Raw genomic sequence first — 12879 nt, forward strand, 5'->3', positions numbered from 1 at the left:
AATATGAGCAGTACATTACGTATCCTGCGGGGATTTGCTGGAGCAACAATATTAATCTCTATTCTGCTTTTATTCATAAATTTTATTGTGGGATTTATGATTACTGTACCACAAAGCAGTTTATCTTCCACAGGTTTGGTTAAAACGTTTGCTAACAAATTAGAAGGAAGTAACGGTGTGTATTCTCTTGATACACAAGTAGAAAAGCAGCTAAAGCACAACCACCTGTGGGCTATGTTAATTAATAACACTGGACAGGTGTCCTGGAGCTATGCTTTACCAGCTGAAATTCCGCAAACCTATTCACTGACAGAAGTTGCGAAGTTTTCGCGTTCGTTTCTAATGGATTATCCAGTGCTTGTCTGGGAACATCCTGACGGGTTAGTCGTAATAGGCTATCCAAAAGGCAGTTACGCAAAATACTATTTGATCTATCCGATTGACTTTGTCGCCTCAATTCCTCTACTTTTAGTCGGACTGCTCATCGGAAATATATTACTGGCATTATTGTTCTCTATGCTACTTGGTGGGCGGTTAATTACACCATTAAAATCATTGGTTAACGGTATTCATGCGCTTGCCCACGAACAGCCAGTCCACATTAAGCCAAAAGGTATTCTTAGTGAACTGGCTGAAAGCCTGAATCATGCCTCCGATACATTAAAGGCTAAAAATAAGATGCTAAAAACAAGGGACGAGGCCCGTTTCAATTGGATTGCTGGGATATCCCATGATATACGTACACCTCTCTCCATGGTTCTTGGCTACGCCAGTGATTTGGAAGAAAATCCGAATTTGCCACAAGAGCAGCAGAAGCAAGCTGCTATAATACGGCAACAGGGAGTTAAGTTACGCGAATTGGTTAAAGACCTCAACCTTGTATCTATGCTGGAGTATGAAATGCAGCCTCTTGTAAACAAACCAATGCGATTAGCTCCAATTGCGCGGCAAGTTGCTTCAGATTTTCTGAACAATGGATTGGATGAGAAATACAACATTCAATTGGACATCGAAGATGAAACCGTTACTGTTAACGGTGATGAAAAGTTATTGACACGGGCATTAACCAATTTAGTACAAAACAGCATTACTCACAACCCACAAGGATGTGAAATTCGTATACAAATTCCGCAAAGCAATATCGCTCAACAATTGTGCAGCATCATTGTATTTGACAACGGTCAAGGAATCTCACAGGACCAACTTAGCGATCTGATGGAACTCCCCTATTCTGATAAGCGAAAGCATCGCCTCAGTAATGGTCACGGACTGGGGCTCCCTATCGTGACACGTATTACGAAAGCACATGGAGGGCAGCTTGAACTGTTCAGTGATATTCAAGAGGGATTAACCGCAATTATTTATCTTCCAAAAAATATTGAGTCTCAAGTGTGTAGTCATAAATAAATCTTTACAATGGAAGTTTATAAGAGACAGGGAGGTTCCTCTTAAGGAACATCCCTGTTTTTTAGTGGGGTTGAACACTTCTTTATCACACAAACTGCAACGCTATTTATCTCCTGTTGCTCCTCAGAAACGTGCTAGAGTAGACCTACTCGTCTGGTTCACCGACGCAAATCGAATTTAAATGATGAACTAACACGCGGACGATCCGATCTTTATTGACACGCTGAGGTTCAAGCATCATATGTAACGCTAAACCATCGATTAACGCGTATAGCTTTTCAGCTTCAATTTCTTTATCAAGATTTTTTTGCAGTAAGTTAAACTGATCTAAATAGTCGATGATCTTTTGCATTCCGACAAAAATCCTGTCATGCTGGGCATCAAAAGTATCTTGCTTATGTCTGAAGTGGGCCGTGAAAGCAAACCAAACTTCCATCTCTGCCATCGTTTCATCATTTACTGGGACAATCTGAAGCATGATGTTTAATATTTTCTCTTTCGGAGGCAAGTCTTGCATAGCAATTTCAGTAATTCGAGCTGTCGCCTTTTCTTTAACAAGTTGCATTGCATAAACAAGTAGTTCATCTTGTGTTGAAAAATAATGACGCAGCGCACCTAATGATAGTCCCGCTTCTTTTGCAATTTTCCTTACGGTCGCTCCTTCCATTCCTTGTTCTAAAATAACTCGCCACGTTGCTTCTGCAATTTGTTTTCTTCTTTTTTCATGATCAATTAATTTAGGCATAAGTATATTTTATCAAGAAAAAAATTACGTCGCAATTTTATAATACAGTTGTACTATTTAAGAGAGGGTGTTACAATAATTTCAAATAATACAACTGTATTGAAAAGAGGTAGCGTTTTGAATTTTGTTGCATGGATGATTGTCGCATGTGAAATTGCATTTTGGGTTGTTATTATCATGGGATTAGTGACACGATACATGTTCAAGCTAAATAAACTAGGATTGTTTTTTTTAGCTTTAACCCCTGTAATTGATTTAATTTTATTAATCATAACGGGTATAGATTTATATCATGGGGCAACTGCAACACAAGCACATGCGATTGCTGCGGTCTATATCGGTACATCAATTGCTTTCGGAAAAAGTATGATTCACTGGGCAGATGAACGCTTTCAATATTATGTGACAAAGCAAGGTCCAAAACCGACTGAACGATTCGGCATGGAATATGCAAGGCATTATTTAAAAGGATGGGTAAGGCATGCACTTGCCTACCTTATTGGTGCTGGACTTTTAGCTGGGATGATTTATTTTATAAATGATCCGTCTCGGACTGGGGCATTAAGTGGAATTTTAAGGACTTGGACAATTGTTTTAGGTGTTGATTTCATTATTGCAATCAGCAATTTTATTTGGCCCAAAAAAATGAAAGTCTGAGACTGTATTGCTTCTGCAATGCAGTCTCTTTTCTTTTAACTATATACATCTGATTTGATACATCGACAAATTCTTGTGGTGAGAGATAAGAAAAGAAGGAAGGGCGGTGGGCGGGAACGGTCGGAAAAAGATACGTTTGCCTTTCTTCTGCTGGAGCGCAGGGCGCNATCGCCTCCTTCACGCTACCCTGTCAAAATATCAAGTGTAATTTATATAGATTTGTTCAGAACATAAAATACCAAAAAATTGCTATCTCCTTGCTGTTTTTATTTATTCCTTTGTATAGATTACAATCAAAACCTCCTATTTTGAAGCCGCAACTCTCATAAAACTTACATGCTTTAACATTCGTATTTTGTGTTTCTAACATTATTCCTCGCATATCATGAGCAATTGCCCAATGCTTTGCATGTTCAATTAATTTTCTGCCGATACCGTACCTTCTACAGTCTTTATCCACTTTTATATCTTCTATGTAGGCGTAATTGTTCCAGTTTCTACTTAGTATAATCTGACCAACCACTTGTTCCTCCATAAATGCAAGATACATAGTTTTGTCCGGATGATCGATATACTCCTGATAATCAACAGCATCTTCATCCTCGTTATAGCTTTTCTCATAACTTGGTATCTCTACAACCTGATACTCAATCTCATTATTGTATAAAGATAAAACAAGCATAGAATCAATCGTAAAGATATCATTTATTTTGATACTATCAATATGATCCGTTGTCGCTTCTTTTACAACAATATTCATGATTCTTCTCCTTAGGCAATAAGAGTCATCGTGCAACCCATTCAACCATATCCTCTGTCTCCAGGAAACAAGGACAGTTTAAAAAACGAGTGTTATTCTCATAGCCACCAGCATCTCCATTTGTGCTGGGATGAAGGCTTAGATAGATGTGCGCGGAAGCGACATTATTCTGAACCAATATCTTCTGATACTTTCGGGCATCTCCCCATAAGAAGTAGCGAATATCCTGGTTATTTTTTGTTATATATTGTAGGAGAGCTTCAAAGAAATGTTTCCATATTTGCAGATGGCTCCCTGATGCTTCGATTCCTCCTATTTGGCACGTATACGCTGTATTCAAAAAGAGTACCCCTTTTCTTTCCCAATCATCAAATGCTTGATTCGGAGGAAGAATCGGAAATGTGCCGGATTGAATATCGGCTCGAACCTCGGCAATACTTGCCCCCATATCTCGCTTCATATAGGTTTTATGCATAAGTTTAATGATATTTTTTAGCGAGCTATTTACTTTTTTATCAAACCAGTTGCTCACTCCATTGACTTCAAAGCTCCGACCTGTCGCAACACCTTCTTGGGGGTACGGATCTTTTCCTAAAATGATGACCTTCACGTTCGCTAGATTAACGGTCGCAAATCGCAGCACCAAATTCGGTGTCGGTGTAAATGGTTGTCCGATTGTGTTTTGGATATTAAGTAATTGCTGCTGAATATGTGCCTGCTGAAAGAAAGCCTCCCATGAGGGATGAATTTGAGTTGATGCTAAAAAGCTCAATGTTTGTAAACCAGTTGTTTGTTGTACCATATCCACAACTCCTTATTAGTTTGAATTTTTTATTACTGTCCTTTTTTATCTTGCTTTTTTATTAGGAAAAACGCAACGGTTATACCGCCTATCAGGCCATCGATCATATCAAACATCGTGTCATCATGATCGCGTCCTTGAGCGGTAAAATGAAACAATTTATCTCCGGCAAATTCAAGCAATTCCCAAAGACCCGCGACAGCAAGTGCAAACACAATAACGTAGAAACCGATAAAAGCTTTAGGGAGACGGCTTGATATTTCTTTTCCTACCATATATTCCATCACAAGCCATCCTCCATAACCGGTCCATACCCCTGACAGTAAATGAAGTACATCATCGAAATGCGCAACACTGTAAAAACCACCGAATGTACCAAGACCGATTGCTAAGAAGATAAATACATATACCATGCTGATAAAATAAGGTGGTAGAGGATGTCTCGATTTTGCCTGCCACACGGCCGCAGCCGCAAGAACAAAAATCGTCAATCCACCCATAAATACTTTTTGACTTTTCCCATCCAAAAACAACATAATACTCCAAATCGCAATTACACCTGCAAGCATCCACCAGGTAGCTTTTTCTATCTTGCGCGCCCGTGCCTCTCCATTTACCTTCATTGCACAATGCCTCCTTTATCCATCTTACCTTCCTTCTTTATTGCTGTATATAATGCCGGCGCTTATCTGTATAAATACCACCCTACTCGTAAATTATATGTACTCTAATTTACATTCGTAACATTATGAAAATACATAAAAACAGAGTCCAACTATCAGACTCTGTTTAGCATTAACTATCTATATACATCTCACTTTATAAATGTACATATTCTTGTGGTAGGAGGTAAGAAAAGAAGAACAATATCAGAGGTTGGAACAAACACGTCCGCCTTTTTTCTGCCGGGGCGCAGGGCGTATCCACCCTCTTCTTTCTCCATCCCTCCTACTTCCAACCACACTCCCCTGTCAAAATATCAAGTGTAATTTATATAGGTATCGAATATCTTCTTGCGTCATATTGTGTTTCCATCCTTCTATTTGAGCACAACCAGCTGAAATTGCACCTCATCTTCCGAAGGGTTATAGAATCGGTGAGGATTCTGTGAATTGAAAACAATAGAATCTCCTTCTTCTAACACAAAGCTAGAATTTTCGAACTCAACCGTTACCTTTCCCTTTAGGACGAAACAGATTTCCTTATCATCATGATGACTTATTCTCTCCATTGACGAATATTGTTTTGATTTTAAGGTCACAATTAATACTCTCAGTTCCCCATCTAACTCTTGTGGCGTTGCTAGCTCGTACATAGCTGCATGATCAGGATAAATGAGTTTTCGTCTCTCATGTTTCCGTACAATATGGCTTCTCTTTTCCTGTTCCTCAAAAAAATGTCCAACCGGGACGTTCAAAACTTCTGCTATTTTGACTAATGATGCGATGGACGGACTAGCAACATTTCTCTCTACTTGACTAACCAAGCTCGGAGAAAGCTCACACAATTTTGCCAGCTCCCTTACTGAATAGCTTTTTGACTCACGTAAATCTTTTATCTTCCTTCCGATATCCACATAAAATGCTCCTTTTTTTATCAGTTATATATGACAATATGTTTTATATTCAAATGAATTAAAAGAGAAGTATCAGTATGTCATTCAGTATATTCGTATTTTAAAGCTTCCACCTTCCTCTTTCAATAAAGGTTGTCATACTTAATGATTAAACTTCGGAGCACATTTATTATTCGGTTTCAATTTGCATGGAAATAATAAACCAATTTGCCGCATTTTTAATTCCTATCTGCCAAAGAAGCGCTATCATCTCTTCGTTCGAAAAATGTTGTTTTACGTTTTGAAGCAACTCTTCTGGTAAATTCCCATGGTATGCCATGATACGATCGGTAAGTTCTAGTGCTACCTTTTCCCTTTCAGTTAAATCCCCTTCCTTATTTTTTATCATTGCAAAATTTCTCTTTTTCTCATCCATAGCAATTCTTTGTACGCTTTGGCAATATTGGCACCCATTGTTTGCAGCTGCACGAAGACGAATGAGTTCCAAAAGTTCAGGTTCGAGGTACTCTCCAAGCCCCTTCTCCATTTGAGTAAACGCTTCCAATAGTATAGGAGCGTTTGCAAAAGCTCTTTGAAAGGGTTTTTCATCAATATTGATTAATGGTAATCGGGACATTTCTACTCCTCCTCTATGAATTAGAATTTTACAAGCACCTCAGAAAGAGGTTTTTTTGTAATATTAGGGACTTCACAGTCTGCTGCAGGATAGCCTACCGGCAAAACGATGAAAGGCATTTCGTTTTTTGGACGCTCTAGATAATCTCGCAAAAAAGCCATCGGACTTGGTGTGTAGGTTAATGTACATAATCCCGCATGATGCAACGCTCCCATCAGTATCCCTACAGCCATGCTTGCTCTCTCTAGGGCGAAATTATTCCTTTCATTTGTGTCATAAAAAGCAACGACCAAATGGGCTGCATCGGTAAGGTGTGGCTTTGATTCGTTTGTTCCCAATGGAGCCAGCGCTTCTCTCCATTCATCTGAAATTCTTTCTTGATACAATTTTACTTCTTCAATTTCTGCAAGCTCTCTTATTTTTTGTTTCTGTTCATTATTGCTTACAATAGCAAAACGATAAGGTTGCTCCCCACCAAATGGGTCAATAGCGACAGCACGCATTGCCTGATGGAGCAGATTAATATCAACGTTTTCCCTTGCATACTGTCTTACATTTCGCCGTTTTTTCATAAATTGAAAGTAGGATTCTATGGCTGCCAATTGTGTCTCATCGTTTACTATCAGAGTTTCACCCTCATTGGAAGCAGAGGATACACTATTCGAAAAAGAAGCATTCGAAATGACGATATCTGATAAAGGTTTCCCTGTACAGCCCAGAGCTTGATCCTTAGCATATCCAACAGCAAATAAAAGCAGTGGTTTTTCATTCTTGGGACGATGCAAAATTTGCTGTGATGCTGCGACAGGAGCATGAACCAGACAATCCAATCCCGCATGTTGTAAAGCAGCCAGGAAAAACCCTCCAGAAAGCGGTGTAGACTCCGGAACATAATAGTGTCGAACCTTTTTTAACGAACCGTCTGCTTGCTTTGCTAATCCATAATTAATTCTGAACAAGGCGACCAAATAAGGAGCGTCTTCTAAATACTGTTTATTCCCTGAATTTTCATCTTCAAGCTCGGCTGCTTTACGAATCTCTTTTTTAATCACCGGATCTTTAATCAAAACATACGTCCAAGGCTGTTGGTTTGCGCCAGAAGGGGCTCTGCCGGCTGTTTCTATTGCTTTTTCCACTAGTTTTTCGGATACCGGTCTATCAGAAAAGGAGCGTACAATTTTCCGTTTTTCCATTGTTTGCACATAATGTTCGACACGGGAAAATTGTTCATCAGCACTAACTCTTTCAAAGTTTAATTTAATATAACCATTACTTACTGCCATTTTTATTATCACACCTTTCTGAAATACTGAATTTTCGTACACATATATTATACATTCGTACAATGTATATGTACACTATGTAATGTAAATTTACAATTATTTGATGAACGATAGTGGTTCTAATTACTTGATACTCATCTTTTCGAATGGCTTCTTACTTAATTCATTAGTAAAAAAGCAGGCCAATAGCTTTATACACTACAGTGTATATTTGAGTTTATTTTCCCCCTTTTAAGAGTAAGAACTATAACGAAAATTTTAGAGTGCATATACAAGTCATATCTCCTATGATTTTTTGCATATTACACCGTATTATTTACAACAAACGACAAATCAACAGACGACTACAGGGGGCTAAGACAAGTGAATATGGAATTCGTTATTAAAGAGACTAGAAAAGAAAGAACCAAAAGACAGCAACGAGAAAAAACGAAGGCCCGGAAAGCAAAAGTAGCTGGAATTACGCTATCCGCCTTAGTTAGTACAGCAGAGCTTACTCTCGGAGCGAATGAAGCAATCGCGAAAAACAATACATATACCGTTTCAAAAAGAGATACTCTTTCTGAAATTGCGATGAACTATAAAACTTCGGTGGATAAACTGAAAAGGGCCAATCACTTACACACAGATACCATTTATACAGGGCAAAAGCTTGTGATTCCCTCTGATGAGAAAAAGAAGACTTCTACGACATCGGGAGTAAGAACGCAAAAAGAGTATGTCACATCAGGGATATATACCGCAGTAGCCGGTGACAGTCTGTGGGAAATTGCCCACCGGTTTGGCACTAGTGTAGAAAACTTAAAGGAAATCAATCATCTGAAGGATGATTTTATACTTATCGGTCAAAAATTGAAAATCCAGAGTGGGTTCTTGAAAACAAACGCTCGAATTACAGGTGCAGAAGACGGTTTCACCATTGAGGTTATAATCGAGAACAAGCCTTTATCTTTACGTGTTCCGTACGGCACTGCAGAAAAATTTCAGAGTATGTCCGGTAAAGAGGTTGCTATTGTATATAAAAACGGAAAGTCGCCAGCATTACTTTCCTATAAAGAACTGTAAAAAATACAGAAATAAAAAGGCTGGCTCGAAAAAGTCGTTTCTTTACGAACTTTTGAGCCAGCCTGTTTTTCTGTGCATTCTGGTTATTATCGGGTCGGTACCCGTGTCTCTGCAGCCAGATTCACCAGCCCGTTCCCTTCGGCCTGTGGTCCATATCCAAGCGGAATCGTACGCTTGCACAGCTGTGCATACAGCTCGTCCTCCGTCAGCGACCGCCCGAATTCCCGCTCGCAGCGGTTAATAATTAGCGCCATGGCACCTGCGATATGCGGTGTCGCCATCGATGTACCCGATAGTACACCATATTTACCTCCTGGATATGTGGATAAAATATCCACACCTGGTGCAACTACATCGACTTGATTGTTCGTATTGGAAAACTCGGCCAGCTTCCCTCGTAAATCAACCGCTCCTACTTGGATTACTTCATTATAAGAACCAGGATAAGAAAGCTCGGGCGTATCAGGATTGTTATCACCCTCGTTTCCTGCAGCGACAACGACCGGCACCTGCTGCCGCACAGCTTTGACAATTACCTCATGCAGTGCGGGTGCATCATCCGGGCCTCCGAGCGACATTGTAATAACACGGACACGTTCGCCATTTGGCCCCTTCCAGGCCAATGCATATTCAATTGCTTCGATAATCCACTGATAATCCCCACTTCCCTGTCCTGTCAACACCTTTAAAATCAGCAGACCCGCTTTCGGTGCAACACCAGCCACCCCTATATAGTTGTAAGCTGCGGCTACAGTGCCAGCTACATGTGTACCATGATAATGGTTATCTTCGTATTGATCCGGGTCACCATCATAATCAGTAGTGAAATTGCGGCCGCCTACAATATTTGGCGCAAGGTCCGGGTGGTCGGTCTGACAACCAGTGTCAAGCACCGCTATTACCACACCTTCTCCGTAACCAGCTTTCTCCCACTCACCTGGTGCTTGAATCATCTCGATACCCGGCGGTACTTCATTCGTCTGCTCCTTGATTTCATTTACGACGGTCGGAAATAAATACATCTTGCTCATTGTATCGTCTCCTCTCATATTTAACTATCATCGCTTACGGAACAAGACATGTGTGAACTCTGCTTCGCACTTTCGATGAACTCCCAAAATCCAGGAGTGGAGCTCGTATCAAAACGCCGAAGCGCTTTAACCATTGCCACCTTCACTTCCTGTTCGACATCATCGCGGTTACCGTACGGAATGCACCGACTCGATTTCTTGATTTTTGGTTCGAACAGATACAGAATCGTGCCAATTGCTTCCGGGTCGTTATCCCGTGCCAATCGCATCAATTCATACAACGTCGCCATCCGCTTCACCTCTTCCGCATTTCGTTCATCATATTCTGCACTTCTTCTGACAACTGCTGAAATCCCTTCTCTAGCCGAAGCAGCAGATAAAACGTCACCACAATTGGAAAACCGACATTGCGAATTAAATTAATCCATTCGCTCGGGTCCAACACCCTCACCCTCTCTATAGAATACGCGCAGAGCAGCCAGCGCCTTGCTGTACGATTTGGAGACAGATTGTTGGGAAATGCCGAGAACTTGTCCAATTTCTTCGTGCGTCAGATGATACAAGAAATACAGTTCCAAAATATCGAGCTGTCTTTTGGTCAGATGTGTGAGTGCCTGATACAGACCAGGATGAGAAACATGTTCGAGAAGTCGTTTTGCGTTACGTACCACGATGTCGATAACCTCTTCCCCTTTTCCGGAGAGTTGTGGTTCCTGGGCAATTCCTTCCAATTGTGGCACGTAGAACAATGTAGATGTGGATACATGATGGAGTCGCTTTTTTTCTCTCTGGTAGCAATCCCGGGAAACCCGCGAGATAAGTTTAGAGATGTAGTGGATGAGACGGATTTCGCTGAAGAATCGGTGGAATGCTTCGTCCAGCCGCTCGCGATGTCCGGGAGTAGGAAAACAAACGGCGTCAACAAACAGGCGGTAATATTCCGAACTGCTTAAAAAACTTTCTATGACGCGATTGGATAATTCATGCTGATGTTCTTGCAGAAATTCGTGGAATAAGGCTTCGAGATGGGGATGCGTTTCCTTGTGAATAAATGGATATTTATCCATATCACCCCTCCTTTACCCTATAAAGAAGGAAAAAATGCGATGCGTAACAACCTTACTTACTGGACTCTTGCATTTTTCCGTCCGATCCCAAAAATGGGCATACGGGTGGCGTAAAAGAATAAAATGTAACGATTACGAGGATAGTCTTAGATTTTTAAGCACTTCAACCAGAGGTTTTTGTGCCCATCCTTGTTCATAGGCATACAAAATGAGCTGCCCCATACAGTCCTTTCGAATACGACGTACCACATCTCCTAATGTGAGCGACGGCGAATGGCGTTTTCCTTTCGCCTGTTCAAGCGCAAGAAACGTATACGCCAGAAACTGAATCGTCCAAAATCGTTCGATCCCTTTGTGCGAAAGGTGCTGGTACTGATCGAAACCAAGCAACTCCTTAAAGTACCGATACCCAACTTCGATTTGCCAGCGTACGGCATAGTGGCGCAGGACGGTCACGACATCCAGGCTGGTATCCGTACACAGTAGGCAAAACGGTAGTTTTTTCGGGTCAAACTTGTCTTCCCAGGACAGAAACACACGCACATTTTCCATGTTGCTCAGCGGTCCTTCATACGCGTACACCTTATACGTCTGACCGTCTACGGTAACGGGGCAGAGGTCAGTCGGGCGAAGAATGGTGGACGCAAATGTGGACGTTTTGATTTTCATCCCAAACGGAGCGATCATTCGATTCGAGCGAAACGCACCAATGACATGAAATCCCTTTTTGGTACAGGCATCGATCAGCTTTTTACTGGTGTACCAGCTGTCGATCAGGACATATACGTGTTCATCTGGTGAAGAAGAATAGGTTTCAAGGAGTTCAATCGCCAGGTCATTTTTACTTTTGAACGGGACGTTTCGCTCTTTGCAGTCTTCCTTTCGAAAATAGGAACGAAAATCCCAGGCAACCGAGAGATCATCCGTTACCACATGAGCCGTCACGAGCGAATGAGACCAGACCGATTTTCCTTCTGAATGAGAATAATGAAAATCGAGACCCTCCATTTTCACAGTGGAACGTTCTTTTTTACATTGTGTGTCGTCTAGAATCAGGAACGTAATCGGACGTGTATCTCCCCATTTGGCACGCGTCTGGCGAATGGTTTCCATCAAATAGGAAAGCCGCTGCTTCGTAACGTATTGGGGGTTCCAAGGAGATTCCTGTAAAAAGCGAGTCATACAACTAAGGTCGCGATCATGGTTGGATGATCGTCGAATTTGGCTGATGTTGACTCGGCCCTCGCAAAGAATGATGCCATGAAGAAAAGCAAGCAAATGTCGGTGTTGTGGCTTCGATAAGAGTAAATTCAGCGCAAAAACAAACTTGACGATAGAAGAGTGAAAAGTTACCATAAAAGTGGACATTCTCCTTTTGAGTGGTTTTAGGTGTGGTAGCCCAAACTTCTATAAAAGGTCGGAATGTCCTTTTTTATTGCTCATTTTTCGACAAATTTTTTACAAGAGTCCAGTTACTTACAAAAACCGTTCCAAATGAATAGGTATATCCAACATAAGATCCGTGAAATGAACTAGAAAATAAGTGAAGTAAGACCTAGAAGAAAAGACATAACCATTCGCACACCGTTACCACTTAACAGAAAAGGAGAACAAGAACAAGAGCAAGAATACTGTGCTACACTTTACTTCTATTTTGTTTTCGCATTAAACATTCTTGTTCTTTTAGTATACCATAGAACATACTAAAAATGGAAATAACTATTTAGAAAAATCAATCTATTATAACCAAGACTTAGCTTTCATATTTATACAGAACATCTTTTTGGATTAACCTTCATTTTTATTTACATTCAGGAAGCAAATGTTCCACTCATATTCACAAAAAAACATAAGAGCGCTCCGTGTTTTC

The 12879-nt window shown here is 40.7% G+C and carries 16 protein-coding genes; 4 read left to right on the forward strand and 12 right to left on the reverse strand.

All coding sequences use genetic code 11. The features are described 5' to 3' along the window. Window positions 1-3: 3 nt before the first annotated feature. Window positions 4-1407, forward strand: a complete 1404-nt coding sequence (locus AF333_RS17700; RefSeq protein ID WP_043064672.1) for a sensor histidine kinase — start codon at window positions 4-6, stop codon at window positions 1405-1407. A 145-nt stretch (window positions 1408-1552) separates the two neighbouring features. Here the strand turns inward: AF333_RS17700 and AF333_RS17705 are convergent, their stop codons facing one another. Continuing rightward, on the reverse strand, window positions 1553-2152 hold the full coding sequence (locus AF333_RS17705; RefSeq protein WP_043064671.1) for a TetR/AcrR family transcriptional regulator: 600 nt from the start codon (window positions 2150-2152) through the stop codon (window positions 1553-1555). A gap of 117 nt (window positions 2153-2269) precedes the next feature. Here AF333_RS17705 and AF333_RS17710 point away from each other — a divergent pair, with 117 nt between their 5' ends. Further along, window positions 2270-2809 (forward strand): hypothetical protein, encoded by a 540-nt coding sequence (locus AF333_RS17710; RefSeq protein ID WP_043064670.1) that lies wholly within the window; start codon window positions 2270-2272, stop codon window positions 2807-2809. 223 nt (window positions 2810-3032) lie between these two features. Here the strand turns inward: AF333_RS17710 and AF333_RS17715 are convergent, their stop codons facing one another. From AF333_RS17715 to AF333_RS17725, 3 genes are read right to left on the reverse strand one after another with little or no spacing between them, the layout of a single operon-like run. Next, entirely contained in the window at window positions 3033-3569 is a 537-nt protein-coding gene (locus tag AF333_RS17715) for a GNAT family N-acetyltransferase (RefSeq protein ID WP_043064669.1), read from the reverse strand. Window positions 3570-3594: 25 nt separating this feature from the next. After that, window positions 3595-4371 (reverse strand): uracil-DNA glycosylase, encoded by a 777-nt coding sequence (locus tag AF333_RS17720; RefSeq protein ID WP_043064668.1) that lies wholly within the window; start codon window positions 4369-4371, stop codon window positions 3595-3597. A 32-nt stretch (window positions 4372-4403) separates the two neighbouring features. Continuing rightward, window positions 4404-4994, reverse strand: coding sequence for a hypothetical protein (locus AF333_RS17725; protein WP_052811841.1), 591 nt, complete (start codon window positions 4992-4994; stop codon window positions 4404-4406). 216 nt (window positions 4995-5210) lie between these two features. On the opposite strand from AF333_RS17725, the gene AF333_RS35595 reads away from it, so the two are divergent. Continuing rightward, the gene (locus AF333_RS35595) at window positions 5211-5360 is read left to right on the forward strand and encodes a hypothetical protein (protein ID WP_235496549.1); all 150 of its coding nucleotides are present in this window, start codon (window positions 5211-5213) and stop codon (window positions 5358-5360) included. A gap of 50 nt (window positions 5361-5410) precedes the next feature. Here AF333_RS35595 and AF333_RS17730 read toward each other — a convergent pair whose 3' ends face one another. The 3 genes from AF333_RS17730 to AF333_RS17740 form a co-directional block, all read right to left on the reverse strand. Continuing rightward, the gene (locus AF333_RS17730) at window positions 5411-5947 is read right to left on the reverse strand and encodes a helix-turn-helix domain-containing protein (RefSeq protein WP_043064667.1); all 537 of its coding nucleotides are present in this window, start codon (window positions 5945-5947) and stop codon (window positions 5411-5413) included. 169 nt (window positions 5948-6116) lie between these two features. After that, window positions 6117-6563, reverse strand: coding sequence for a carboxymuconolactone decarboxylase family protein (locus AF333_RS17735; RefSeq protein ID WP_043064666.1), 447 nt, complete (start codon window positions 6561-6563; stop codon window positions 6117-6119). Window positions 6564-6583: 20 nt separating this feature from the next. Then, window positions 6584-7909, reverse strand: a complete 1326-nt coding sequence (locus AF333_RS17740; RefSeq protein ID WP_139189039.1) for a nitroreductase family protein — start codon at window positions 7907-7909, stop codon at window positions 6584-6586. 300 nt (window positions 7910-8209) lie between these two features. Here AF333_RS17740 and AF333_RS17745 point away from each other — a divergent pair, with 300 nt between their 5' ends. Beyond that, window positions 8210-8911: a LysM peptidoglycan-binding domain-containing protein gene (locus tag AF333_RS17745; RefSeq protein ID WP_052520370.1), complete on the forward strand. Its 702-nt coding sequence runs from the start codon at window positions 8210-8212 to the stop codon at window positions 8909-8911. A gap of 86 nt (window positions 8912-8997) precedes the next feature. On the opposite strand, the gene AF333_RS17750 is transcribed toward AF333_RS17745, so the two are convergent. The 5 genes from AF333_RS17750 to AF333_RS17765 all read right to left on the reverse strand — a co-directional run bounded on the left by AF333_RS17750 (window position 8998) and on the right by AF333_RS17765 (window position 12365). Next, window positions 8998-9960 carry a S8 family peptidase gene (locus AF333_RS17750; protein ID WP_173585720.1) on the reverse strand — a complete coding sequence of 321 codons (963 nt, stop codon included), beginning with the start codon at window positions 9958-9960 and terminating at the stop codon, window positions 8998-9000. A gap of 2 nt (window positions 9961-9962) precedes the next feature. Further along, window positions 9963-10232 (reverse strand): helix-turn-helix domain-containing protein, encoded by a 270-nt coding sequence (locus tag AF333_RS17755; protein ID WP_043064664.1) that lies wholly within the window; start codon window positions 10230-10232, stop codon window positions 9963-9965. 5 nt (window positions 10233-10237) lie between these two features. Then, a complete protein-coding gene (locus tag AF333_RS32005; protein ID WP_074715222.1) occupies window positions 10238-10387 on the reverse strand; it encodes a YvrJ family protein in 150 nt (49 codons plus the stop codon). After that, a complete protein-coding gene (locus AF333_RS17760) occupies window positions 10362-11009 on the reverse strand; it encodes a sigma-70 family RNA polymerase sigma factor (protein ID WP_043064663.1) in 648 nt (215 codons plus the stop codon). Before AF333_RS17760 ends, AF333_RS32005 begins: the two co-directional genes overlap by 26 nt. Before the next feature lie 132 nt (window positions 11010-11141). Then, entirely contained in the window at window positions 11142-12365 is a 1224-nt protein-coding gene (locus AF333_RS17765) for an IS701 family transposase (protein ID WP_043065383.1), read from the reverse strand. Window positions 12366-12879 lie beyond the last annotated feature (514 nt).

Source organism: Aneurinibacillus migulanus (assembly GCF_001274715.1).
Lineage (GTDB): Bacteria > Bacillota > Bacilli > Aneurinibacillales > Aneurinibacillaceae > Aneurinibacillus > Aneurinibacillus migulanus.